Raw genomic sequence first — 23,784 nt, forward strand, 5'->3', positions numbered from 1 at the left:
GTGGGCTTCCTGAACATCTCCTGTGGGTTGGCTGTGCGCCCGCGCGGGCGACGCGGTGGCCGGCCCGCTGCGGTGGGCACATAACCAGCGCTCAGCGTCGTCACAGGCTGCGCACAGGTTATCGGCGAAATCTCCTCCCGACGGCGGCGACCGACCCGCCGGGACGAGGAGTTCGGACATGAGCCACGTCGGGCCCGACGACCCGCCCGAGTCCTCGCCGTCGAGCGGGGCGCCCCCGTCACCGGCGGGAGGGAATCCCCAGCCGCCGTCGACGAACGGGCCGCCGCAGGCGGGCACATGGCCGGCGCCGCAGGCGACCGGGAGCCACGCGGCTGGAAGCGGGGCTTCCCAAACGCCCGGCTGGACCGGGTCGCCGGCCTGGAGCGGGCCGCCGCCGCCGTCGCCGGGGCCGGGGTCGGGGTCGGGGTCGGCCCCGGGCGAGGCCTCGTCCCGGGCGGCTGCCTCTCCCGGCGCGCCGGTGCCCGGCGTGAGCCCGCCGCCGCGGGTGGCCTCGGGTGCGCTGCCCCGGTGGAGCCTGGGCCGGACGGCCGTGGCCGGAGCCATCGCGCTCGCTCTCGCCGTCGGCGCGGCGGCCGCGGTCAACGCCAGCAGCCTCGGCTCGGACGGAGCCGGCGGCGGCCCCGGCGGCCTGCGCGGCGGGCCGTTCCAGGCCATGAACCCGGCCGGATCGGCGGTGACGGCGGGCGGCACCGGCACCGGTTCGCTGCACGGGGAGTACGTCACCGCGGACCGCTCCGGCGGCTACACGACCGTCCGGACCCAGTCCGGCGAGGTCACGACAGTGCAGCCCACCGCCGTCACGGTGCGCAGTACGGACGGCTTCACCGCGACCTACACGGTCACGGACGAAACGCTCGTGGACGGCGGCACGGGTGGGATCGGCGACGTCGACGTCGGTGACACCGTCGGGGTCACCGCGACCGTGCCCGATGACGATCCGGCCGACGGCACCCCGTCGACGGCCACCGCGACCGCGACCGCGATCGTCGAGGAGGCCACCGGCCAGGGCCAGGGGCAGACCCAGGGCCAGATTCCGAGTCAGGGCCAGGGTCAGGGCCAGAGTCAGGGCCAGCCGCCGGGCGGAGCGGGCGGCCTGACGGGGCGCGGCGGGCTGGGCGGGGGCGCGTTCCCCGGCTCGCCGCCGGGACAGGGCACGGCGTCGGGCGGGACGGACCCCACCGTCCAGGGCGGGGCCGCCCCGGTGCCGCCGTTGCCTGGTATGGCAGCCCCGCTCGCGCGGCAGACCGCCCTCGTCCCGTCAGCCACCCGGCTGGAGGGTGGGCGGGGCGGCACCGAGACCGGCACGGCCGTGGCCACCGCCGCCTAGTTCTGGAACATCATGATCAACCGTGGCCCGCGGTGGCCGCGTCATCGACCCGACCCCGAACCCCTGCCCCGGGCCTGTCCCGGCGGGTGTCGTCGGGACGACGTCATCGTGTCCGTGTGGCCCGCTACGGGTGTCAAGCCGCGCCTACAGTGGACCAATGGCCGTTCGTGTAGTCCTCGCTGAGGACAACGCCCTGCTCCGGCATGGTCTGGCAACGCTGATCGAGCGTGCGGACGGCCTGGAGCTCGTCGGCACGGCGACCGATCGGCCGTCCCTGGAACAGGCGGTGCGCGACCACGATCCGGACGTGGTGGTGACCGACATCAGGATGCCGCCGTCCCGTTCGGACGAGGGCATCAAGGTCGCCGGGTGGCTGCGGCGGGAGCGCCCGGCGGTCGGCGTCGTCGTCCTCAGTCAGCACGCCGAGGCCACCTACGCCCTCGCGTTGCTCGAGGGCGGCTCGTCCGGGCGGGCGTACCTGCTCAAGGAGCGGGTGGCCGGCGTGGACGACCTGCTGCGGGCCATCCGCGCGGTCGCGGCCGGGGAGTCGGTGATCGACCCGGCGGTGGTGGAGGGGCTGGTCGCGGCGAACGCGCGCCGCCAGCACACCGAGCTGGACCGGCTGACCCCGCGCGAGCGGGAGGTGCTGAGCCACATGGCCCAGGGCTGGAGCAACGCGGCGATCGCCGGGACGCTCGTCCTGTCCGAACGGGCGGTGGAGAAGCACAGCAACTCGATCTTCGCGAAGCTCGGCCTGACCGACGAGCCCGACCTGAACCGGCGGGTGAAGGCCGTCCTGCTCTACCTGCACTCGGGGCATCGCCCCGCAAGCGGGTCGACGGGGAAGGTAGCCACACCGACCTGATGACATGGTCGCACCCTTGGGCACCGTGAGCCGCACGGCGAGACTGTGTCCATGAGCTCCCCTCCGGCGGTCTCCGTGCTGGTCGTTGACGACCAGCGGCCCTTCCGGCTCGCCGTGCGCGCGGTCCTGCGCCGTGCCGCCGGTTTCGTCCTCGCCGGTGAGGCCGAGACGGGCGAGGACGCGCTTACCGCCGCCGCCGAGCTGCGCCCTGACCTGGTGCTCATGGACGTCAACCTGCCCGGTATCGACGGCGTGGTCGCCGGCGCGCGCATCCGCGAGGACGCGCCCGACACGGTCGTCGTCCTGTGCTCGACGTACGGGCGGACGGACCTGCCGGCGGCCGTCGCGGCCAGCGGGCTGGACTACCTGTGCAAGGAGGACCTGGCGCCGAGCGTCCTACGCGAGATCTGGAGCCGGCGCACGCCGCCGTCCGATCCGCCCCGATAGCCCCCGATAGCCGGGGCTGGCCCGTGCGGGGGGTGGTCACTCCCCGCGCAGGACGGCCCCCGGCAGCAGCCGCCACGCGCGCCAGGCGGGCAGGGCGGCGACGAGCAGGCCGACGGCGATCGCGGCCGGCGGGAGCACGGCGAGCACCCGCACGGGTATCGCCAGGTCGGCGGACACCCCGGTCGCGGTCGCGATCTCCCACCAGACCAGACGTCCGATCAACATGCCGGCCGGGATACCGACGGCGACGGCCAGCGCCGCGCTCACGCACGAGGTCGTCAGCGGGATGCGGGCCGTCTGGGACGGTGTGAAGCCGAGGGTGCGCAGGATCGCGAGCTCGCCGTGGCGGCGCCGCCAGGTGGTTCCGGCGGCGTGACCCGCGGCGGCCACGGCCAGCGCGGCGAGCACGGTCTGGAGCAGGGCCGGGAGCCGGCCGATGCCGCCCAGGTTGGCGATCTCGGTCGGCGGGCGGCCGACGTCCAGCTCGTACTCGGTGCCCAGCGCGGCGGCGAGGTTCACCGGGTTCACCGGGTCGACGGCGCGGACGAGCGCGCTGCGCAGCGGCTGCGTCCGCTGGACCCGGGCGAGCGTGGCCGGCTCGACGAGCATGCTCTCGCCGAGCCGCTCCCCGCCGGGGACGGGGCCGATCCCGATGCCGACGACGGTGAGCACGGCGTGCCCGCCGTCGTTCGCCGCCACGCTCACCGTGTTGCCCACCCCGAGGTCGAACCGCTGGGCGGCCCGCGGGCCGAGGACGACCTCGTTCGGGCCCCGCGGCACCACACCCTCGAAGATCGTCCATCCCACCGCCCCGGTGGACGTCACCGGGCCGGCGCGCGTGGTCGCCTTCGGCGCGAGGGAGTAGACGGCGACGTCCTCGCCGGGGCTGGTGTCCCCCCGCCCGATCGCCCCGGGGCCGGCGTCGCCCGGGCCGTCGCCCTGGATGGGGTCCGGCGCCCGCAACGCCCGGCCCCCGGCGTCGACCTCGATGGTCGCGGTCGAGGCGTCGAGCATGCTGACGGCGGCGACCCGGGGGTCGGCCGCGAGCCGGTTGACGATCTCCGGGCGCGCGTCGGTGATCTCCAGATCCGCGTTCCATCCGTACCGCTGCGGCTCGTCGACCAGGCGGTTCATGCCGGCGGCGATCGTCGCGGCGGCGACCAGCCCGGTCACCCCGATGGCCGCGCCCGCGACGGCGGGCCGGCGGGTGGCCGGCGAGCGGTCCCGGCGGCGCCCGAGCGCGAACGCGGTTCCGATCCACAGCCAGACCGGGCCGCGCATGCAGGCCGCGCCGCGGGCCAGCGGGGATCCGGCCCCACCCTGGCCCGTCGCCGCCGATGCCGCCGCCGAGCCGACCGGTGACAGGGACGACGCGGCCGGCAGGGGTGACACGGCCGACGAGCCGAACCGGGCCGCCGGCCCGAAGGCCCCGGCCGCCAGGGCGGCCATGCCCAGGCGGGGCACGAGAGGTCCCGGGTCTGCCGGGCGACGTCCGGTTCGGGCCGCGGTGCCGCCGGCGAGCAGGAGGGTGATGAGCAGGCCCGCCGCTCCGGCGCCGCACACCAGCGCGACGTGCGGCGCGTAGCCCGGGTGGGGCTCCACCCAGGCGAGCGGCCCGAGCGGTTCCAGCAGGCCCGCGATGAGGGGGCCCGCGGCGGCGGTCACCCCGGCCAGCCCGGCGGCGGGCAGCGCCGCCAGCGTCCGCGCGCCGGCGCGGCCCAGCCCGGTCAGGCCGAGCACCGCCTCGATGCGCTGGGCGTGCGCGCTCGCCGCGTGGTGGCGGTAGAACGCCTGCCCGGCGGCGGCGAGGCCGGCGACGCCGACGACGGCGGCGAAGACGACCAGCCCGGTGACGAGGACGCGCTGGGTCGCGGCGATGCGGGCGTCGCCGTCGGTCGCCGGCCGGGACACCTGCAGCGCGGGGAACTCCCCGGCCAGCGGGTCGCGCGCCAGGCCGTCTCCCAGCCGCCGCAGCGCCGTGCTGACGGCCGCGACGGTCCGCGGGCCGGGCTCGAGCCGCAGCATGACCGCGGTGGAGACGGGATCGAGCCGGCTTGCCAGCGCTGGGCTGACAGCCAGCGGCATCTGCCGGGCGTTCTCGCTGGCCATCCTGGTCAGGCCGGTGATCGTCAGTTTCAGGACGGGCCCGCCCGGGGTGCCGAAACCGGTGTCGAAGCTGAGGAAGTCCGACGGCGTCAGCAGCCGCAGCCGCAGCGTGTCGCCGACGCCCACCCCCCACCGGGCGGCCGCCCGCTCGTCGAGGACGGCCTCGTCCGGCGCGGCCGGGTCATACCCGTGCCCACGGACCACCACGGGCTCGTACAGGCCGCGGTGATCGGCCGGGCCGCCGATGATGCCGATGTAGGCCAGCGACGGCTGGTCCTCCAGCCGCCCGACCATCCCGACGCCCGCCCACGCCTGCGCGACCCCCGGGATGGCGGCCACCCTGCGGGCCAGCTCCGGGTCGTCGCTGAAGTAGCTCACCTGGAGGTCCGCGACCGAGGAGGCACGCTCGAGTCGGTCGTGCGCCGTGGCGGTGCGCCGGACGAGCGCCGCCGTCCCGGCGACCACGGCGACGACCATGCCGATGAGCACGCCGAGGGCGACCAGTGCCGCCCACCGCCGCCGCAGCTCACTGCGCGCGATCATCCCGATCGCGCCGAGGACGGCCATCAGCCGCCACCCACGGGCACGACGCCGATGACGCCCGTCCCGGAGCCGGGGGACGACTCCCAGCGCAGCGTGCCGCCGATCGCGCCGATGCGGTCCGCCATGTTCGTCATGCCGTGGCCACGTGCGGAGCTCTCCGGTTCGAAGCCGGCGCCGTCGTCCCACACGGCGAAGGTGAGCGACCCCTCCCGCTCGCCGAGCGTCACCTCCACCGAGCTGCCGGGGGCGTGCTTGGCCGCGTTCTGCAACGCCTCCAGGCAGCAGAAGTAGACGGCGGCCTCGACGTCCGGGGGGTAGCGGCCGATGTCGTCGGCCCGCACCGTCACGCCCACCGTGGAACGCTGCCCGGCGGCCCGCAGCGCCTCGGTCAGGCCCGAGGACCGCAGCAGCGGCGGGTAGATGCCGTGCGCGAGGTTGCGGACCTCGGTGATCGTCTCGGTCACCTGCTCGGCCATGGCGGTGAGCAGCTCGTCGGCGGCGGCCAGGTCCTCGTCGCGTTCCGGCGCGCCGGGCCCGGACCCGTCGCCGTCGTTCGAGCCGCCGTCGTTCGAGCCGCTGTCGTGCGAGCCGCTGCCGTCCGAGTCACCGTCCGAGATGAGGTCGCGGACCAGCCGGAGGCCGACGGCGAGCGAGACCAGCTGCTGCTGCGCCCCGTCGTGGAGATCGCGCTCGATCCGGCGCCGCTCGGCGTCCGCGGTGGCGACCAGGCGGGCCCTGGAGCCGCGCAGCTCTTCGTTGGCGTGCCGCAGGTCGGTGAGCGCGTCGCGCAGGTTGGCGTCGAGCTGGCGGTTGTGCAGGACGGTGCCGACCCGTGTCCCGAGTTCGGCGAGCATCCGGTCCTCGGCCTCGGAGAACCGGGGGGCCTCCGGTGGCCGCTGGGCGACGAGCATCCCGAGCAGGGCGCCGCCGGCGCGGGCGGGGACGACCCGTACCTGGGTGTCCAGGTACCGGCGGGCGAGCTGGGGGACCCACAGCGACAGCCACCCGGGCCCCGCCACCCTGGTCCGCGCGAGCACGATGAGATCACCGGCGGTGAGGGCGATCGTCGAGCCGACCTCGGCGGGCCCGTCGGCGGTGGCACCGGGACCGCCCGCAGTACCGGAACCGCCCGCGGTGGGCCTACCGGCGTCCTGCCCACCGGCGTCCGGAGCGGCCGGGGGTGGGCTCTCCGGCGTCACGACGGCGGCGGTGAGGCGCCCGGCCGCGCCGGTCCAGATCTCCACCCGCTGCAGGGAGAGGCTGCGCCGCAGGGCGTCACCCAGCCCGGCCAGCGCCTCGTCCAGGCTGGTCCCGCGGCTCGCGTCCTCGCCGAAGGTCCGCAGGACGTCGTCGGGCGCGTACCGGGCGCCCCGCACGGCGTGCCGGACGAGCGCCGCCGTCCGGGCCCGCGCCCCGGCGGCCAGGACGGCGGCGAGGGCCGCCGCGATCAGGACCGGGCCGGTGAAGCTCTCGCCGCCGTCCGGCGGGCGGTGCCCGAGGGTGGCCAGCGCGCCCGCGAGGCCCACCGCCGCGATCGCGGCGAGGCAGGCGAGGTCGGCGGCGATGGTCAGAACGCGTTCGGAACGGCGCCGCGCGTGGGGCGCCCAGCCGGCGGCCACCCCGGCGGTGAGCAGGACGGCGTCCACGGCCAGCGGGGCGGACCATGGCGGCGTTCCGGCGCCGAGCAGCCGTGGGGCGGCGCACGCGGCGGTCACCGCGGCCCCGGCCAGGGCCGCCGCGGTGAGGAGCTGGCGCCGCGGGTGGGTCACGCCGACACCTCGGCCCGCCCACGGCCGGCGCCGCCGCCCGCAACCGTGGCGCCGCCCGCACCGGCGACGCCGGCCGCAACCGTGGCGCCGCCGGCACCGGCGACGCCGGCCGCACCTGTGCCGGCACCGGCACCGCCGCTCGCGCTGGTGGAGACGCGACCGTCGCGCATGGTGACGATCCGCTGTGCGCCGGCCGCGACCTGCGGGTCGTGGGTGACCATCAGGATGGTCTGCCCGCGCTCGTGTAGCCGGGTGAACAGATCGAGGACCTCGGCGGCGCCGGCGGAGTCGAGCGCTCCGGTCGGCTCGTCGGCGAGCAGCACGGTCGGCTCGTTCGCGAGCGCGCGGGCGATCGCCAGGCGCTGGCGCTGGCCTCCGGAGAGCGTGCCCGGCATCGAGTCAGCCCGCTCGAGCAGCCCGAGCAGGTCGAGCAGGTCATGCCCACGCCGGACGGCGGCCCGCCGGCCCGCCCCCGACAGCCGGGCCGCCAGCACGACGTTGTCCGCCACGGACATCGCCTCGAGCAGGTGGAAGAACTGGAACACCATCCCGACGTGGTGGCGGCGCAGTCGGGCGAGGTCGGCCTCGGACAGCGCGGTCAGCGCGATGCCGGCGACGGTGACCGACCCGTCGTCGACCCGCTCGAGCCCGGCGACGACGTTCAGCAGAGTCGACTTGCCGCTGCCGGACGGCCCCATCACCGCGACGAACTCACCGCGGGCCACGGTCAGGCTGGCGCCCCGCAGCGCGTGCACCGGGGCGGTCTCGGCATCGAAGGTGCGGTACACCGACCGTAACCGGACGGCGGGCTCCTCCGAACCCGTGCCCGGCGACCCCGGCAACTCCGGCAACTCCGACGACCGGGGCGGTTCTGACGACCTGGACGGCTCCGGCGACCCCGGCGATTCCGACACGGCAACCGCGCTCCTTCACACCCCGCGCCCCGTGATCCGGACGCCCCGCCCCTGCCGCCCCGATGGCCCGGGGAACTGACCATTTCACCCGACGGCTGCGCCGCGCGGTAGGCGGGCACCCAGCCGGTGCGGGTGGTGGTGGCCTCACCCGTTCCCGCAGGGTGCCAGGCTCGCCGCGCGACGCTCCGCTCCCGGATCGTGACCGCGACCATCTGCCCCGTCTCGCGGCATTCCTGGCGAATGTGCCGCGGCCACGGGCGGTGCGGACCGACCGAGGAGCAGGAGACCCACGAATGCACACCTGGAACCCGTCCGATGTCGACCGGGACCGTGCTGACCGGGACCGTTACGACTCCCCGGACACCTTCGATCTGCACGGCCGCCCGCGTCGCTCCGATGGGCGCTGGCCGCTGGCGGGCGCGGCGGCGGCCGTCCTCGGGGCGCTCGGCTCGTTCGTCCTCGGCTGGGACCCGGACGAGGGGATCACGCAGGCCGGGACGGACGCAATCTACCGCGAGGCGGGTGAGCACGGGTCCGTCATCAGGGCCGGGGCCTCGCTGGGGTTCGTGGCCGTCGCGGCGCTGATCGTGTTCGCCGCCGGTTTCACCCGGGCGCTGGGCCGCCGGGCGCCGGGCGCCGGACAGCCTCGCCGTGCCGGTGATGCGGACGGCCTTCGGCGCGGCGGCCGCCTGCCTGATCTTCGCCTTCGGCCTCAGGCACGTGCTCGCCGGTGGGGTGCCCGGCGGCATCGACGACAACTTCTACACGCCGGCCGACGTCGAGGTGTTCAGCGTGCTGGTCAGCCAGATGCAGTACGCCGCCTGGTGGGGTGTCGTGCTCGCCGCCGCTGCCGCCGCGCTGGTTCGGGGCCGTGAGCGTGGCGCTGTCCGGCATATCGATCGGCGCCACCCTGCCGGTCGGGCTGCCTACTCGGCGGGCCTGCTGGCGCCGCTGTGGCTGCTCGCCGCCGCCGTGGCCGCGTACCGCATCCGGCCCGCGGACGCCGCCCGCGGCCGGCACCGCTGAGCCGGGCCGGGCCGCTGAGCCGTGTTGCTGAGCCGGGCCGAGGGTGGGCCGGATGGTGTCCTCACCCCGGTCCACCAGGTGGCATGTCGCATCTGGTGGTACTGGCATCCCTTGCACCGCAACGTGATCATATGCGTGCAGTGGGTGGGATGTGGTCTGTCGGCAGCCTGACCGGTAACTCGCTCGATTTGGTGGGTTCATCTGCGCAGACTGGGTACGTGCACCCCATGGCCCGCCACCGCAGTCCTGCCTCGCCGCGCCGGTCCACCCGCCCCGGTGGCCACCGGCGTGCCGTGCGTCCCGCTGTCACCGCCGCCACGGTCGTGGCCGCCGGCGCCGTCACGGTCGGCACGGCGTTCGCGGTGTCGGGGTCCACCTCGGTCGCGCCGCCGGTGCCCGCGCAGCGGGTCGGCGTGGTCACGGCGAGCGTCGGCGGGCCCGGCACCGTGGTGCCCTCGGCGCAGGAGTCGTCGGTGATCGTGAACGCGGTCCGGAGCAGCGCCCTCACGTCCGCCGTCCCGCCGGAGAGCTACCGGGTCACGGGCACCGTCCTCGCCCGCAGCGACCAGAGCTGGGCCTGGGTCGAGCTCGTGCCCGTCACGGACGAGGTCGACCGGGCCGAGGGCGTCCTGCACCGTGGCGACTCGGGGTGGGAGCTGATCCAGATCGGCAGCTACGAGGTCGGCTGTGGCATCGTCCCGAGCGCCGTCGCCGCGGATCTCGACCTGGAGTGCCCGAGCGACCAGCCCGGCTTCGACGCCTGACCGGCGCCTCGGCTGAGGCGCCCGTCCGGCGCGTGGCGCCCGGGGTTCGAGTGACCGGCGACTGGAGCCCCGGGTCCGAGGCCGCCGGGCTGGGCCCACGGCGAGCCCGGCCCGGCAGGTCGGCCGTCCGACCGCTGTCCGTCAGCCGTACTGCGGCGGCTGGCCGGCCAGCGGCGCGGCGGCGGGGTTGTTGTTCGCCGCGAGCAGGTCGCGGATCTCGGTGAGCAGCTTCGCCTCGTCGCTGATCGCCGGCTCCTCCTGCGGCTCCGGTTCCTCGCCACGCTGGCGCATCTCGTTCGCCTTGGCGAGCGGCAGGACGATCACGAAGTAGATCACCGCCGCGACAACGATGAACGCGATCACATCGTTGATGAACGTCCCGTACCTGAACTTGCTGTCGTTGATGGTGAACGTCAGGCTGGAGAAGTCCGGCTCGCCGCCGATCGCGGCGATCAACGGCGTGAGGATGTTCTTCACCAGCGACTGAACGACGGCCGTGAACGCCGTGCCGACGACCACCGCGATGGCCAGGTCGACGATGTTGCCCCGCATCAGGAACTGCTTGAAGCCCCGCAGCCCCGGAGTGATCAGCCGCGTCGGGGGCTCGACGACACCGCGACCACTACTGACGACCTTCCGCCACCCGAACACGCCTGTTCCTCCACAACCTCGGACCAAAACTGCCGAGGGGAGGCTATAGCCGGATGATCGGGAGTAAAGCCCCAGGTCATCGGATGCGTGAGATCCGGGTGCGCAGCCCGGTCAGCGCGCCGAGTCCGGCGTGTAGGTGATGTCCCACAGCCGGGCGGTCTTGTCCGTGCTGGTGGTGGCCAGCAGCAGGCCGTAGGGCGCGAACGCGCAGGCCATGACGGTGCTGCTGTGACCGGTCAGCGTCGCCACCGCCGTCCCGGTGGCGACGTCCCACAGTCGGGCGGTGTCGTCGGTGCTCGCCGTCGCCAGCAGGACGCCGTCCGGGGAGAACGCGCAGCTCTGCGCCGAGCCGGGCAGGGTGAGTGTGGTCGTCCCGGTCGGGGTGTCGGTGAGACGGGTGCCGTCGTTGCTGGTCGTGGCCAGCAGCAGGCCGTCGGGGGAGAACGAGCAGCCGTTCGCGAAGTTGGTGTGCCCGGCCAGGCTCGTGATCGTCTCGCCGATCGTGACGTCCCAGAGCAGGGTCGACTCGGCGCCCGCGGTGACGAGGAGCCGGCCGTCCGGGGAGAACGCGCACCCGTACACCGAGCCGCGGTGCCCGGTCAGCGTGGCGATGTTGGTTCCGGTCGAGACCCCCCACAGCTTGACCGTGCGGTCCGTGCTGACCGTCGCGAGCAGGCGGCCGTCCGGGGAGAACGCGCAGCCGTAGACGGGGCCTTTGTGGCCGGCCAGGGTGAGGGCCAGCCGCTCGGTCGCGATCTCCCAGATCCGCGCGGTCTTGTCGCTGCCGGTGGTCGCGAGCAGGTCGCCGTCCGGGGAGAACGCACAGCCGTGCACTGCGGAGATCTTGCGCCCGCTCAGCCGTCCGACGGTGCGGCCGGTGGTCGTGTCCCACAGCCGGGTGCCGTCCTTGCTGGTGGTGGCGAGCAGCCGGCCGTCGGGGGAGAACGCGGCGGAGGTGACGTCGCGTTCGTGCCCGGTCAGCGTCACCCGCGTCGTCACCTCGACGTTGCGGGACGGTCGGTTGCTGCGCTCGAATCCGCGCAGGTCGGCGGGCCGGGCCGAGCCGGCCGGCGCGGGGCCGGACGGCAGCGTCGTGGCCAGCCAGTCGACGTCGCGCACGGCCGAACCCGGCTCGGCGTGGGTCTCCACGAGGCTGCCCGGACCCTCGGCGGCCAGGTCGAACAGCGCGCCGTCGGTCAGCCGGACGCGGGCGAGCACCGCCCCGGCGTCGAAGCGGGCCCCGGGTTCGACCAGCCAGCGGACCATCGTGGCCCGCCCGCCGGGAATGTCCCAGCGGGCCGGGCGCACCACCGGGTCGGGCCGTGCGGCGACGGTGCGCCGGGTCGAGACCGTCGCCGCCCAGGAGGCCGCGCCGAGCACGACGGCCTGGTCCGGCTCCGGGGCGGTGAACACGTGCTGGTGCGGCCAGTCGGTGCCGACGCCGAGCCGGCCGGCGAGGATCTCGGTGACCACCGGCATCCGCGACGAGCCGCCGACCGGCAGCACGCCGTCGAGCTGCCCCGGGCTGATGCCGGTGCTCTCCAGCAGGTGCTGGCAGCAGGCCATCGTCCGGGCCAGGGTCGGGGAGGCGAGCTTGTCGAACCGGTCCCGTTCCAGGCTGACGAGCAGGCCGGCGGGGCTGAAGACGTCCTCGACGAAGGCGACATCCGTGAGCTGGTGCTTCACCGCGCGGGCGAAGTCGAGCAGCTCGTGGCGGGTCCGGCTGGCGGCGGTCTGGAACACCTCGCCGACGCCGGTCGGGTTGAGCAGCGGCTCGAGGCCCGGCCCGTAGTGGCCGAGGATCTCGTCGAAAAGCAGCTGGTCGAAGTCACGCCCGCCGCAGTCGTGCAGGCTGGCGTGCCCGAGCAGCTCGTGGCGGCCGTCCTCGCCGACCACCACCAGGGCCGCCTCGAACGTCCCGCCGCCGAGGTCGTAGACGAGGACGAGGTTGCCGGGCTGCGGGCCGGCGGGGCCCATCGGCGCCCAGGCTGCGGCGACTGGTTCGGCGAGCAGGTCGACGTCGACGAAGCCGGCCTCCTCGGCGGCCCGGATCATCGTCCGCCGCAGCGGCCCGGCCGGGTCGTAGCTGGCCGGCACGGTCACGACCGCCCGGCGCAGCGCCTCCCCGGCGAGCTGGACCTCGGCCTCGGCGCGCAGCGCCGCCAGCACCGCGGTGACCAGCGCGGCCGGCTGGTGGGCGCGGCCGTCCAGGGTGACGGCGGCGTTCCTGGTCAGGTCACGTTTGACCCCGCCGCGGTAGGCCGCGGGCCAGATCCGCTTGCGGCGCTCGGCGAGGGTGCCGACCACCAGCAGCTCGCCGTCGGCGAACACGGAGGCCGGCCAGCCGGCGGCGCCGCTCGCGGGTTCCCGGACCGTGGCCACCTTGCCGTCGACGACCAGCGCCGCGGACGCGCTGTAGGTGCCGTAGTCGATCGCGAGGATCGGCTCCACCACCGGCACCCTCCCCGTCGACGTCGCAGGCCTACGTAACCGGACAGAGGTGATCCCTCACCGCCGGTCGGGCGTCCGACCTGTTGATCAAGGTGAGTTGTCCGGAGATGGCCGAAGCATCCCGGGAATCGTAGCGACGGTCGCCCACGGGCCGCCGGGCGCGTCCCACCAGGGATGTCCGTGACCGCTGGGCGTGGCCGTCCGACGTCATGGCGCGACCGGTCGGGCCGGGGGGAAGCCGCGGTGGCCGACGGGTGGCTGACCGGTGGCCGACGGGTGGCCGCGCGATCACGGACCGGCAGCGCGGGGGTGTGCCCCGCGGTGACGCGGGTAGGCGACGAGAGAGATCACCAGACGCCGGCGCGCGGCGAGCGGGTCTGGGCCATGCGGAGACGAGGAGGTTCCGACCATGTGGACCAGGAGCATGGGGTTGATCAACAGGGTGGACGTCGGACCGGATGACGGCGGGGGCGTAGCCGCGGGCGGAGCCCAAGGTGGCGCCGCCGGAGCCGCCACGGGTGGTGCCGGGGGTGGTGTCGTGGCAGCGGGTCCGGGGTTGATCTGGCGCGCGGTGACGCCGCCCGGCCCGGGGCCCGACCCCGTCCCGCCCAGCCCGGTTCCCGATCCGGTGCCGCCCGGCCCGGGCCCGGACCCGGTGCCGCCGGGCCCGGGGCCCGATCCGGTGCCGCCCGGCCCCGACCCGGATCCCGTCCCGCCCAGCCCGCTGCCCGATCCCGTCCCACCGGTGCCGGGGCCGGACCTGTTGCCCGGTGGTGCCCCGGCGTGAGCGCGAAGCGCATCGGGGGAGTGGGAGAGGCGTCCGCACGGGGTAGTGGTCCTTCATGACCCACCGCCCCGAGGGAATTCCCGCGCCCGAACTCTCCGACTCCGACCTCGTCCGTGAAGTACGGCATCTGCACCTGACCAGGCACGACACGTTCCTGGCCGGGAGCGAGGACGCATTCGAGACCCACACCCAGCGGATGCTGGAACTGGAGCGCGAGTACCTGCGCCGGTTCCCCGACGCGGGCAGCCCGGACCCGCGGCGGACGCGGGCCGGCCGCCGCCGCGCCGCGGGCGTCGCGGGTTAGTACCGCGACCACCGCCGCGATCCGGAGGCGTCACACGGGGGAGAGGAGCCCGCGGACCTCGTCGTCCGTGGTGGCGCCGAAGTCGCGGTAGTACGGGCCGACGGCCATGAAGCCGTCGGGGACGGCCAGGCAGACGAGGGCGTCGACCTCTGGCCGCAGGGTCTGCGCCCCCTGACCCGAGGCGACCGGTACGGCGGCGGTCACCCGCGCCGCGCCGGCCGAGCGCATCGCCCGCACGGCCGCGACCATGGTCGCGCCGGTCGCGAGGCCGTCGTCGACGACGATCACCTCGCGGCCGGCGACCGCGGGTGGCGGCCGGTCACCGCGGTACGCGTGCTCGCGGCGCGCGAGCTCGTGCCCCTCGCTGTCCGCGATGGCGTCGACGACGTCGGGGGCCAGCCCGAGCCGGAGCACCGCGGGCTCGTTCACGATGCGGATCCCGCCGCTCGCGATCGCCCCGATGGCGTACTCGGGCTGGCCGGGCGCGCCGAGCTTGCGCACGGTCAGCGCGTCCAGTTCGGCGCCGAGCCGGCTCGCGACCTCGGCGGCGACCGGCACGCCGCCCCGGGGCAGGCCCAGGACGAGTACGCCCGCGGCGGAGCCGGCGAGCCGGTCCGCCAGCAGCGCGCCGGCCTCGCGCCGGTCGGCGAACAGGTACACGGGGGTGGGCCTACCCCGCCGTGCCCGCCATGACCCGGGTGGTGCGATCCGTCGTCCGGTCCGTGGCGCGGCCCGCTCGGCGGCCGCGGCTCGGGTGGTCGCGGGTCAGGCGGTCGCGGGTCAGGACGCCGGCGTCGTGGATGCCGGCTTGTTCGGGCGCCACGAGGTCACAAGGAGGCCAACCGAGCCGCCGACTCCCAGCACGAGGGCGATGATCGCGCCCACCCAGCCGTTGAGGTCGTCGTCGATCCCGATCGCGTGGTCGAGCGAGGCCTTGCCCGGGCCGAGGATGGCGATTCCCAGGCACAGGACCGCGATCATGAGCACGTACTCGTAGCCCTGGCCCGGCTTGAAGATGAAGAAGCCGTTCTTGCGGTGCGCGGTGATCCCGGCGACCACCATCGTCCCCATGATCGCACCGGCGCTGAACGAGTTCAGGAAGCCGAAGGCGAGCCCGAAGCCGGCCGCGATCTCCACCAGGCCGGACGTCCAGGCATGCACGATGCCGGGCCGCAGGCCCATGCTCGAGAACCAGCCCGCGGTGCCCTGGATCCCGCCGGGCCCGAAGACGTGGTTGTAGCCGTGGGCGACCAGCGTGAGGCCGACGATGATTCTGAATATGAGCGCCGCGGTGTCGGGCGAGGTCACGGGTACTGCCTCCCAGGAGGGGACCGGCCGGTCCGGACCGGTTCGGACCATCGGGTGTAGGTGATCGGTTGTGGGTGCCCGGCTTCGGGTGCCTGTGGAACCGGCGCCGTCGTGGGTCGGGTGGACGATGAGATCAGACGGTAGCGGTACTGCGGTCCAGATTCGACAGCTTGGAGGCCAAAGTAACTGCTCACTCCGATGTCGGGCCGGATGCGGAGGAAGTCGATCGGCACCGGGCGTCAGGCACCGGCCCCGGGCTGGCGCGGCACCCGTTCCGGACGGACCCCGTCGACCTGTCCCAGCGAGGTCAGCGCGGCCACGGTGCGCAGCCAGGACACCGTCAGTTCGGCCCGTGCCGCCTCGGACGTGCCCGGGTCGTCGAGGGCGTCCGCTACCGGGCGGACGACGCCGTCCGGCCCCGTCCAGGTCGGGCTGTAGGTGAGACCGACGACCACCCAGCCGAGCGCCGTGCGCCGTACCCGGGCGTGCAGGAGCGCGCCGTCCCGCTCCCGGTCCCGCCCGGCGGCGTCCACGCCCGGTTCGGCGCCTGCTTCCCTGCCAGGGCCGCCGCCGGGGACGCCACCGGCACCGCCGCTGGGGCCGCCCGCTGCCGGGACGGTGATCGAGCCCGTCCCGTAGGCGACGTACTTGCCGTCGACGCGTTCGACCGGCCGCACCGTGCCGGTGCCGGTGCCCACGACCAGGTCAACGAGTGGGGAGTGGAGCAGCTCGCGCGCGGTCATCCGCTGCCGCTGCGTCGGCGCCGTTTCCGTCGGCGCGCTCCGCGCGGATTCGGCCTGGTCGGGGGCCCAGGACAGCGCGACCACGACGAGGTCGGCGCCGGCCTGGCGGGCGCGGGCGGCGTCCCGCAGGATCCGCGCCGGGTCCAGCTCGTTGACCGTCCAGCCGGGCGGGTCCGCTCCGGGTGAGCCGGGAGCGGGGTCGGTGCCGGCGTCCTCGGTGTAGGACAGCAGCGAGATCTGCCCGCCGCGCACGGGCAGCAGCGACAGGGTGGCGGCGTCCAGCGGCTCGCGGGCCGTGCCGCTGTGGTCGATCGCCGCGCCGTCGAGGGCGTCCAGCAGGCCGCGCACCCCGGCACCGCCCAGCCGGGCCGCCCGGCCGGACGCGGTGGCGCACGCGCCGAAGCCCACCCGCCGCAGGGCCTCGGCGATGACCTCCGGGTGGGCGGTGGGAGCCGGCCCGCGGCAGATCGCGAGGTCGGCGGAGGACAACAGGCTGCCGAGCGGTGCCAGCGCCGCGCGGGCGCTGGACGGGCCGAGGACCAGGTCGCCGCTGAAGGTCAGGGTGAGCTCGGTCGTGTCCCCGGCATCGGACGGGCTGCCGGCCCGCGGTGGCCACACCGGCCCCGGCCGCTGACCGGCCGCAGCGCCCCAGGGGGGCTGTTCCGCCTCTTCCGCCGTGGCGTCCCGCGTGGGTGGTCCCCCGGCGCTGCCCGCGGGCGGCGGGCCACCGGCCCGGCCAGCGCCGAGGGTCAGGACGTGCCGGGTCAGGACATCGGAGAAGAGCCCGAGGCCCAGCGCCGCCATCGCCAGAACGCAGACCGCCGCCACCAGGAGCCGCGCCTGCGGCGGGTCGTGCCGCGCCGGCGGCGGGTCGTTGTGACCCGCCGCCGGCGGTGACTCGTGGCGTTCCGCGGCTCCCGCCGGCCCGGAACGGCCCGCCGGGCGAGGCGGGCCGCGGCGCGGGCCGCGTGCGGAGCGTCTGCGGGACATCATTCCCATCGCCTGGGCCTGATCGGAGGGGTGGACCCCTCTCAACCTAGGTGATGGGTGTTGGCCTCACTACTTTTAGTAGCTGGATCCGGTGCTGATCGGATCTTGTCGGTGGTGAGGCCGATCCTGCCGTCAGACGGCGGCGTTCCCCTCGGCCGCCGAGATCGCCGGCACGGACTCGACGATCCGCGTCAGCATGGAGAGCAGGGCGGTGCGTTCGTCCGCCGAGAGCGGGGAGAGCAGGAGGTCGTTCATCCGCTCCACCCGCCCAGCGACGTGGCTGTGCGTCGATTCGCCGCGCTGCGTGAGCCGCAGTACGTTGCGGCGGCCGTCACGGGGATCGCGCACGCGGCGGATCAGCCCCCGCTGCACCAGTCGCGCGACCACGTCGGCGACGGTGGAGCGGTCCAGCGACGCCCGTTCGCCCAGCGTGCGCTGGTCGATGTCGGGGTCGGCGAGCAGGCTGTTGAGAACCACGAACTGTGGCGGGGTTGTCTCGGTGGACACAGTGGCGGTCCACAGTTGATATGTGACCTGCTGCAGACGGCGGGCAAGCTGTCCGGGGTGTGTCGACAGGTCTGCTACGGGCCGCGCGCGGCCGGGGTCGGTCTCCTCGGCCGGCCGTCTCGGTCCCGGGTATCGCTGGTTCACGGCGTCCTCACCGGTTTCGATGGTCACATGCTCGGTTCGTGCGGGCGGGGTCAGGGCTTCGTTCCATTCCGGGCTGGAGGGCGGGGACGTTCGAGCGCGCGACGGCAGGGCTTCGCGTTGGTCATCATCTCGCATCTCTACGCCCGTTGCCGGCAAGCCGGAGGAATCGAGCCAGGACGACCCCCCGGAACGGGTAACTCATCCGGCATGCGTCAAAACATCACTACTCGCCGAAAGATATCCGCCGGCCGGTCATCGGTCGCCGCGCCGCGTGTCTCTCGTGGTGTCCCTGGGGTCTCACCGCCCGCGTCGACCGCGCCGTCGCACGGGCCGAGCTATGCCGGATGGACAGTTTCCACTGGCCCGACAGTGTCATCGCCGACAGCTCGGCGTAGCCCGTCAGGGCCGTTGCCGAAGCGCGGGACCAGCGGCTTCAAAGCACGCTCCGGCGCAGCGCGGCGGCGTGTGGCGACTGCGGGAGTGCATATGTCCGCGGGACCTATGTCGGGAAATGTCGTCGGCGGCTACCGGATGGTGCGTACACTCCTCGCTCTGAGGGATGCGTACGTCACGCCCGTCCCGCGCGGGAACAACAAGGCGCACTTCTTCGTCTCGGCCGTGAACAACGGCCCGGACGCGGGCGCCGGAGTGCCTTCCGACCGGCGTTCCGCGGAAGCGGTAGGCGGTGGAACGGCGTCGGCCGTGTGCAGTTGCCGCCGCCGGAAGACCGTGTGCGTACGTGTCGTGAACACGACATGGGGCCGGCTCTGTCACTGAGGTGCTGCCGCGCTGTTGTGTCCGAATTGGCGGTGATGCGCCCGCGCGCCGCCCGATGCGGGGGGTCCCGGCACCGGATGCGGCCTTCGGGGAGTCAGGACGATCGGCGCGGGTACCCCGATGGTCATGGATGATGCGCCCCGCGGTCTGCGGGAAAGTCTCAAACGTGTCGCCGTGACGCTGAAAGAGGCGGAGATCCCCTTCGCGCTCGGCGGCAGTTACGCGTGCTGGGCCCGCGGCGGGCCGGAGCCCGTGCACGACGTGGACTTCATGCTCCGCGAGGCGGACGTCCCGCGTGCCGTGGAGGTTCTCTGCGCCGGTGGGCTGCGCCCGGTGGACCCGCCCGAGGACTGGCTGACCAAGGTCTTCGACGGTGACGTCCTGGTCGACCTGATCCATCACCCGGTCGGGCGGGCGGTCACCGACGAGATGCTGGCCCGCTCGAGCGAGATGTCCGTCGACTCGGTCCGGATGCCCGTCCTCGACGCCACCGACTGGTTCGAGATGACCCTGCTCGCCCTCGACGAGCGGTACTGCGACCTCGGTCGCGTGATCCCCATGATCCGCGCGATGCGCGAGCAGGTCGACTGGGAGCAGGTTCGCCGGGCCACCGCCGAGTCGCCGTTCGCCGAGGCCGCGCTGCTGGTCGCCACCCGGCTGAAGCTGATCCCACCGCACGTCGTCACCCCGCCGCGCGCCGCACGCGCCGTGGATGCCGTGGACGGGGTGGGTGCCGTGGGCGCCGCCGCGCCGGTCGCCGTCCTGGACGTCACCGAGCCGGCGGAGTACCTGGCCGGTGACCTGCACGAGCGCCTGGCGGAGGATCCGCGGGTCGCCGAGCTCGGCCTGGACGTCGCCGTCGGCCCGGAGGGGATCACCGTGCGCGGGGAGGTGGCCACCGAGGCCCGCCGCCGCGCGGTCGACGCGGTGCTGGCCGACGCCGTGCCCGGCCGGCCCGTCCGCAACGACGTCGTCGTGTCGAAGCGCGATTCACCATCGACGATGGAGAGTGTGTCGTGATCCGGATCGCCGCGGTCGGGGACATCCACCTGGGCACCGACTCGCGTGGGTCCTTCGCGCCCTGCCTGGCCGGGATCGGCGACCTGGCCGACGTCCTCCTCGTCGCCGGTGACCTGACCCAGCACGGACGGGTGTCCGAGGCCGAGGTCGCCGCGGGCGAGCTCGCGACGTCGGAGATCCCGGTGATCGCCGTCCTCGGCAACCACGACCACCACAGCGATCAGGCCGACGAGGTGGCCGCCGTACTGGGGCAGGCCGGTGTCGAGGTGCTCGAGGGCTCCGTGGCGCTGGTTCGGGCCGGCGGGTGCTGCCTCGGCGTCGCCGGGGTCAAGGGCTTCGGTGGAGGCTTCGCGGGCGCCAGCGGCAGCGACTTCGGGGAGCCGCAGATGAAGGCGTTCGTCCGGCACACCAAGGAGGTGAGCGCGGGTCTGCGAGCCGCCCTGGAGGGCCTGGAGTGCGACGTGCGGGTAGCTCTCACTCATTACGCGCCCGTCCCCGACACCCTCGCGGGCGAGCGGCCGGAGATCTTCCCCTTCCTCGGCAGCTACCACCTGGCGGAGGCGGTGGACGCCGGCGGCGCCCAGCTGGCACTGCACGGGCACGCCCACGGGGGGACGGAGAAGGGACGGACGGCCGGTGGTGTCCCGGTGCGCAACGTGGCCCGTCCGGTGATCGGGAAGGCGTTCGCGCTGTACGAGGTGAGCGCCCGGCTCGACCCGGCCGCGGCGGTTCCGGCCTCCGTCTAGGCACCTTCCCTCGCGTTTCGGGTACTAGGGGCCTGAGGGCTTCACGAGGAACGCGACGAAGGCATCACGAGGAAAGAGGACGCCGCATGTCGATGGATCGTGGCAGCGCCAAGCACGGGCCCAAGCGCGACGAGCTGATGGCCCACGAGGTCGCGGGCATCGTCCGCGCGCGCAGGGACACCCGAGCAGAGGAATGGAGGTCACCGGAACCGCCTGGCGAGGACGCCCCCGCGCTCGCCTCCCGCCCGGACAGCGCCGGCGTCCTCGGCAGTGCTCCGCCCGGGATGACGACGGTGGACGTCGAGGAACGTTCGGAGCTGGCCCGCTGGCTCGGGCGTGCGGTCTTCCCCGCCGAGCGGAACGAGGTGATGGACCACCTGCGCCACCAGCACGCGCCGGACCGGGTGGTCGACGAGGTCCGCGCGGCGCCCGAGGGGGTCCAGTTCACCTCGCTGGGCCAGCTCTGGCGCGCGTTGCGCGACGACGCACACGTCGAGTCGCACCGGTACTGAGCCCGCGCCGGACGGGGCACGCGGGCGAGCCGCGGGTGCGGGGCGCTGGTGCCGTAAACCGGGAACCGGGGTGAGGAACGTCGCGGGTGAGGGGGCACATCGGTGGGCGAGGCAGGCATGACGCTCCGGAGCACGGGCACAGACGCTGGCATGGATGGTCCTGTCCTGGAACGACGCTCCCGCCAGCGGCGCCGGCCCTTCGGCGGCCCGCAGGTACCCAGCCCGATCGGCGTGCGCCCCGACCCCGTCGACGCGGAGGGCGCGCGTGCGCCCGCACCGGCCCGTCAGGCTCCGGCTCGCCCCGCTTCGGCTGGTGGGGCACCGGTCCGTCAGGCACCGGCCCGACAAGCTTCGGCTCGCCCGGTCACGGCTCGCCCGGTCACGGCTGGCGCGGCTTCGGCTCGCCGGGTTTCGGGTCGCCCGGCTCCGGCCCGGTCCGCGGCCGCGCGGCGCGGGAACGGGGTGTCCGGGTGGGTGGGCGCGCATCCGGTCGCCTTCGGGCTTGTCGGCGCGGGTGTTCTGCTCGTCGCCTCGGCACTGGTCGGCGCGCTGGACCTGTTCGCGGTGGGGGCCGTCTTCGGATTCTGGACGCTGATCGCCGCGACGGGGCTGGTGCTCGGCCGTCCAGGCGTCGACTGGCGGGTCCCGACCGAGGAGATCCGGGCCGGTGCCCGCCGCGCCGCCGCCGTCGGCCGACGGGAGGCCGCCCGGGCAGCCCGCGGGCTGGCACGGACGGGCGGTACGACAGCCCGCCGCGTCCAGCGCCGGGCACGGCGCGACCGGCCGGCCGGCGACTAGTGGGCCGCTGGCGGCTGGTCGGCGACCAGTGGCGAGCCGGTGACCAGCCGCCAGCGGCTGGCCATGGCCCACTCACCGGCGGGGCTGTTAATTACTTTCCGTAGTTGGGATGGCGCGCAAACCGTCATGCCAAGGCGTGCCGGACCGCAGAGGTGGGTAGGGGACAGCCATGGCTGGGACCTTGGGCGGTGTGTGCGGGCCGGGATCCTCCGACCTGCTGGCAACATTGGCGGACGGCCTCGACGAGCGGGAGCGCGACGAGACCCTGCAGATCATCACCAGGCGGCTCAACGCTGAGCGCGCGGCCGCCGTCGGTGGTCAACGCGACCGCCAGGTGGATGTCGGCACCCGTAGCCGAGCCGCACGCACGCGCCGCGGCCCGCAGCCCGCCGTCCGCACGACCCGCCCGCGCGACGACGCTCATCCTTAGCCGGGACGGCGCTCACCCCTGGCGTGAGCGCCACCCACGGCCCTTCCAGCACAACCGTGGCGGCTGAGTGAGTCCATGAACACTCTCAGCCGCCACACATTGTTTCGGTCGGCCCGATCGGGGCCTGGCTCGCCTGCCGGGCCCCGATCCTGCTTGCGGTGGTGTGGCTGTCAGCCGCAGCAGCCGCCGCCGCAGCATGCGCCTCCGCCTCCGCCTCCGGTGGCCGGCGCCGTGGCCATCGCGGGCGCGGATGCGCCGCGGCTCACCGCGACCGCGGAGAAGACCCGTGAAGTCTCGGCGTGGCCGGCAGGGCAGGGCGCCGGTGCGGTCGTGTCACTGTTCATTCCGCGGCGGACCTCGAAGGACGCGTCGCAGACACGGCATCGGTACTCGTATGCGGGCACCGGCCAAGGATAGGCCGGCGATCGGCCGCGGCGCCGGCCGATCGCCCACCCGGAGCGTGCACCTGTCCGGGGTGCCTGATCAGAGGCGCTCGATGATGGTCGCGTTCGCGAGGCCGCCCGCCTCGCACATCGTCTGCAGCCCGAACCGGCCGCCGGTCTGGTGCAGCGCGTGCACGAGGGTCGTCATGATCCGGGCGCCGCTGGCGCCGAGCGGGTGGCCGAGCGCGATCGCGCCGCCCCGGGCGTTGACCTTCTCCGCCGGTGCGCCGATCTCGGCGCGCCAGTCCAGCACGACCGCGGCGAAGGCCTCGTTCACCTCGAACAGGTCGATGTCGTCCAGGCTCAGGCCCGAGCGCTCCAGCACCCGGCGGGTGGCGGGGATGACGCCGCGCAGCATCAGGAACGGGTCGTCGCCGACGACGGCGAAGCTGTGCAGCCGGGCGAGCGGGCGCAGCCCCAGTTCGCGGGCCCGCTCCGAGGTGGTGATCAGCAGCGCGGCGGAGCCGTCGCTGATCTGCGAGGCGTTGCCGGCCGTCACGTTCCAGCCGATCTCCGGGAAACGCGCGGCGGTGGCCTCGTCGTAGAAGGCCGGGCGCAGACCCGCGAGGGCCTGCGTGCTCGATGCCGGGCGGATGCCCTCGTCGGCGGAGAACTCGACGACCGACCCGTCCGGCCCGGTGACCTTCACCGGCGCGATCTCCGGGGTGAACAGGCCGTCCCGGGCCGCGGCGGCGGCGCGCTGGTGGCTGGCGAGGGCGAACTCGTCCATCTCGGCACGGCCGAGGCCCCGCCGCGCGCCGATCAGCTCGGCGCTGATGCCCTGCGAGATCAGCCCGTCCGGGTAGCGGGCGTTGATCCGGGTGCCGTGGCTGTCTCCGGGGAGCGTCGCGGAGCCCATCGGGACCCGCCCCATCGACTCGACACCGCAGGCCAGAACCATGTCGTAGGCGCCGGCGATGACGCCCTGCGCGGCGAAGTGGACGGCCTGCTGGGACGAGCCGCACTGGCGGTCGACGGTGGTCCCGGGCACCGACTCGGGCAGTCCGGCGGCCAGGGTCGCCCAGCGGGCGATGTTCGCGGCCTGCTCCCCGCTCTGGGTCACGCAGCCGGCGATGACGTCGTCGATCAGCGCCGGATCGACGCCGGACCGCTCGACGGCCGCGGAGATGCTGTGCGCCAGCAGGTCGATGGGGTGGACGGGGGCGAGGCTGCCGCTGGCGCGTCCCCGCCCGATCGGGGACCGCACCGCTTCGACGACGACGGCGTCACGCATCGGAGGCTCCTTCTCCAGGAGTGAGTTCGAAAACCAAACTCACTGGTGTTCCCAGTGTGCGCGTAGTTAGTTGGAAAAGGCAACTGATGGAGCTGTGACCGCCGGCCGGGTGGATCGCTCGGGTGCGGGTCCCGGGCGGCGGCGGGGAGCGCGCATA

At 74.7% G+C, this 23,784-nt stretch carries 23 protein-coding genes; 12 read left to right on the forward strand and 11 right to left on the reverse strand.

Features of this window, described 5'->3' with window-relative positions:
* The first annotated feature begins 550 nt into the window (after positions 1-550).
* The 3 genes from E0504_RS50365 (at position 551) to E0504_RS13715 (ending at position 2,660) form a co-directional block, all read left to right on the forward strand.
* Positions 551-1,348, forward strand: a complete 798-nt coding sequence (locus E0504_RS50365; protein ID WP_165938509.1) for a hypothetical protein — start codon at positions 551-553, stop codon at positions 1,346-1,348.
* 157 nt (positions 1,349-1,505) lie between these two features.
* Complete coding sequence (locus E0504_RS13710; protein WP_018500389.1) at positions 1,506-2,213, forward strand: response regulator transcription factor; 708 nt, start codon at positions 1,506-1,508, stop codon at positions 2,211-2,213.
* Positions 2,214-2,264: 51 nt separating this feature from the next.
* Positions 2,265-2,660, forward strand: coding sequence for a response regulator transcription factor (locus E0504_RS13715; protein ID WP_020463902.1), 396 nt, complete (start codon positions 2,265-2,267; stop codon positions 2,658-2,660).
* A gap of 36 nt (positions 2,661-2,696) precedes the next feature.
* On the opposite strand, the gene E0504_RS13720 is transcribed toward E0504_RS13715, so the two are convergent.
* From E0504_RS13720 to E0504_RS13730, 3 genes are read right to left on the reverse strand one after another with little or no spacing between them, the layout of a single operon-like run.
* Positions 2,697-5,333, reverse strand: a complete 2,637-nt coding sequence (locus E0504_RS13720; protein ID WP_112104775.1) for an ABC transporter permease — start codon at positions 5,331-5,333, stop codon at positions 2,697-2,699.
* Positions 5,333-7,078 (reverse strand): GAF domain-containing sensor histidine kinase, encoded by a 1,746-nt coding sequence (locus E0504_RS13725; protein ID WP_112104774.1) that lies wholly within the window; start codon positions 7,076-7,078, stop codon positions 5,333-5,335. Before E0504_RS13725 ends, E0504_RS13720 begins: the two co-directional genes overlap by 1 nt.
* Positions 7,075-7,866, reverse strand: a complete 792-nt coding sequence (locus tag E0504_RS13730; protein ID WP_241831864.1) for an ABC transporter ATP-binding protein — start codon at positions 7,864-7,866, stop codon at positions 7,075-7,077. Before E0504_RS13730 ends, E0504_RS13725 begins: the two co-directional genes overlap by 4 nt.
* Positions 7,867-8,652: 786 nt before the next feature.
* Between E0504_RS13730 and E0504_RS51290 the strand changes: the two genes are divergently transcribed.
* Both E0504_RS51290 and E0504_RS13740 read left to right on the forward strand, forming a co-directional pair.
* Positions 8,653-9,018 carry a hypothetical protein gene (locus E0504_RS51290; protein WP_207912528.1) on the forward strand — a complete coding sequence of 122 codons (366 nt, stop codon included), beginning with the start codon at positions 8,653-8,655 and terminating at the stop codon, positions 9,016-9,018.
* Between the two features lie 227 nt (positions 9,019-9,245).
* On the forward strand, positions 9,246-9,782 hold the full coding sequence (locus E0504_RS13740) for a hypothetical protein (RefSeq protein WP_020463898.1): 537 nt from the start codon (positions 9,246-9,248) through the stop codon (positions 9,780-9,782).
* A gap of 141 nt (positions 9,783-9,923) precedes the next feature.
* Here the strand turns inward: E0504_RS13740 and mscL are convergent, their stop codons facing one another.
* Together mscL and E0504_RS13750 are read right to left on the reverse strand one after the other, a co-directional pair.
* A complete protein-coding gene (gene mscL, locus E0504_RS13745) occupies positions 9,924-10,433 on the reverse strand; it encodes a large conductance mechanosensitive channel protein MscL (RefSeq protein ID WP_200835148.1) in 510 nt (169 codons plus the stop codon).
* Positions 10,434-10,544: 111 nt separating this feature from the next.
* Positions 10,545-12,887 carry an Hsp70 family protein gene (locus E0504_RS13750; RefSeq protein ID WP_112104773.1) on the reverse strand — a complete coding sequence of 781 codons (2,343 nt, stop codon included), beginning with the start codon at positions 12,885-12,887 and terminating at the stop codon, positions 10,545-10,547.
* 535 nt (positions 12,888-13,422) lie between these two features.
* Here E0504_RS13750 and E0504_RS13755 point away from each other — a divergent pair.
* Positions 13,423-13,671: a hypothetical protein gene (locus E0504_RS13755; protein WP_207912529.1), complete on the forward strand. Its 249-nt coding sequence runs from the start codon at positions 13,423-13,425 to the stop codon at positions 13,669-13,671.
* A gap of 55 nt (positions 13,672-13,726) precedes the next feature.
* The gene (locus E0504_RS13760; protein ID WP_071065954.1) at positions 13,727-13,975 is read left to right on the forward strand and encodes a DUF6158 family protein; all 249 of its coding nucleotides are present in this window, start codon (positions 13,727-13,729) and stop codon (positions 13,973-13,975) included.
* A 30-nt stretch (positions 13,976-14,005) separates the two neighbouring features.
* Here E0504_RS13760 and E0504_RS13765 read toward each other — a convergent pair whose 3' ends face one another.
* The 4 genes from E0504_RS13765 to E0504_RS13780 all read right to left on the reverse strand — a co-directional run bounded on the left by E0504_RS13765 (position 14,006) and on the right by E0504_RS13780 (position 17,694).
* Positions 14,006-14,635, reverse strand: a complete 630-nt coding sequence (locus tag E0504_RS13765; protein ID WP_112105681.1) for a phosphoribosyltransferase — start codon at positions 14,633-14,635, stop codon at positions 14,006-14,008.
* Between the two features lie 120 nt (positions 14,636-14,755).
* A complete protein-coding gene (locus tag E0504_RS13770) occupies positions 14,756-15,283 on the reverse strand; it encodes a DoxX family protein (protein ID WP_112105703.1) in 528 nt (175 codons plus the stop codon).
* 239 nt (positions 15,284-15,522) lie between these two features.
* Positions 15,523-17,019: a CapA family protein gene (locus tag E0504_RS13775; protein ID WP_235013845.1), complete on the reverse strand. Its 1,497-nt coding sequence runs from the start codon at positions 17,017-17,019 to the stop codon at positions 15,523-15,525.
* Positions 17,020-17,148: 129 nt separating this feature from the next.
* The gene (locus E0504_RS13780; RefSeq protein ID WP_018500376.1) at positions 17,149-17,694 is read right to left on the reverse strand and encodes a MarR family winged helix-turn-helix transcriptional regulator; all 546 of its coding nucleotides are present in this window, start codon (positions 17,692-17,694) and stop codon (positions 17,149-17,151) included.
* A 924-nt stretch (positions 17,695-18,618) separates the two neighbouring features.
* Here E0504_RS13780 and E0504_RS13785 point away from each other — a divergent pair.
* The 5 genes from E0504_RS13785 to E0504_RS13805 all read left to right on the forward strand — a co-directional run bounded on the left by E0504_RS13785 (position 18,619) and on the right by E0504_RS13805 (position 21,950).
* Positions 18,619-19,464 (forward strand): phospholipid-binding protein, encoded by an 846-nt coding sequence (locus tag E0504_RS13785; protein ID WP_338045502.1) that lies wholly within the window; start codon positions 18,619-18,621, stop codon positions 19,462-19,464.
* Entirely contained in the window at positions 19,461-20,210 is a 750-nt protein-coding gene (locus E0504_RS13790) for a metallophosphoesterase (RefSeq protein ID WP_071065958.1), read from the forward strand. The genes E0504_RS13785 and E0504_RS13790 overlap by 4 nt, the downstream gene beginning before the upstream one ends.
* Before the next feature lie 86 nt (positions 20,211-20,296).
* Positions 20,297-20,722 (forward strand): DUF2795 domain-containing protein, encoded by a 426-nt coding sequence (locus E0504_RS13795; protein ID WP_071065959.1) that lies wholly within the window; start codon positions 20,297-20,299, stop codon positions 20,720-20,722.
* A gap of 474 nt (positions 20,723-21,196) precedes the next feature.
* Positions 21,197-21,520: a hypothetical protein gene (locus tag E0504_RS52060; protein WP_235013846.1), complete on the forward strand. Its 324-nt coding sequence runs from the start codon at positions 21,197-21,199 to the stop codon at positions 21,518-21,520.
* Positions 21,521-21,689: 169 nt separating this feature from the next.
* Positions 21,690-21,950, forward strand: a complete 261-nt coding sequence (locus E0504_RS13805) for a hypothetical protein (RefSeq protein WP_112105684.1) — start codon at positions 21,690-21,692, stop codon at positions 21,948-21,950.
* A 170-nt stretch (positions 21,951-22,120) separates the two neighbouring features.
* Here the strand turns inward: E0504_RS13805 and E0504_RS13810 are convergent, their stop codons facing one another.
* Both E0504_RS13810 and E0504_RS13815 read right to left on the reverse strand, forming a co-directional pair.
* A complete protein-coding gene (locus E0504_RS13810) occupies positions 22,121-22,354 on the reverse strand; it encodes a zinc ribbon domain-containing protein (RefSeq protein WP_112105685.1) in 234 nt (77 codons plus the stop codon).
* A gap of 79 nt (positions 22,355-22,433) precedes the next feature.
* Entirely contained in the window at positions 22,434-23,627 is a 1,194-nt protein-coding gene (locus E0504_RS13815; protein ID WP_112105686.1) for a thiolase family protein, read from the reverse strand.
* Between the last annotated feature and the right edge of the window lie 157 nt (positions 23,628-23,784).

Source organism: Parafrankia sp. BMG5.11 (genome assembly GCF_004337455.1).

Excerpts from the sequence above, each read along its gene's own strand:
- E0504_RS13710 (WP_018500389.1), top strand. The coding sequence starts at position 1,506 with ATGGCCGTTCGTGTAGTCCTCGCTGAGGACAACGCCCTGCTCCGGCAT.
- E0504_RS13715 (WP_020463902.1), top strand. The coding sequence starts at position 2,265 with ATGAGCTCCCCTCCGGCGGTCTCCGTGCTGGTCGTTGACGACCAGCGG.
- E0504_RS13720 (WP_112104775.1), bottom strand. The coding sequence starts at position 5,333 with ATGGCCGTCCTCGGCGCGATCGGGATGATCGCGCGCAGTGAGCTGCGG.
- E0504_RS51290 (WP_207912528.1), top strand. The coding sequence starts at position 8,653 with ATGCGGACGGCCTTCGGCGCGGCGGCCGCCTGCCTGATCTTCGCCTTC.
- E0504_RS13740 (WP_020463898.1), top strand. The coding sequence starts at position 9,246 with ATGGCCCGCCACCGCAGTCCTGCCTCGCCGCGCCGGTCCACCCGCCCC.
- E0504_RS13760 (WP_071065954.1), top strand. The coding sequence starts at position 13,727 with ATGACCCACCGCCCCGAGGGAATTCCCGCGCCCGAACTCTCCGACTCC.
- E0504_RS13775 (WP_235013845.1), bottom strand. The coding sequence starts at position 17,019 with ATGATGTCCCGCAGACGCTCCGCACGCGGCCCGCGCCGCGGCCCGCCT.
- E0504_RS13795 (WP_071065959.1), top strand. The coding sequence starts at position 20,297 with ATGTCGATGGATCGTGGCAGCGCCAAGCACGGGCCCAAGCGCGACGAG.
- E0504_RS13805 (WP_112105684.1), top strand. The coding sequence starts at position 21,690 with ATGGCTGGGACCTTGGGCGGTGTGTGCGGGCCGGGATCCTCCGACCTG.
- E0504_RS13815 (WP_112105686.1), bottom strand. The coding sequence starts at position 23,627 with ATGCGTGACGCCGTCGTCGTCGAAGCGGTGCGGTCCCCGATCGGGCGG.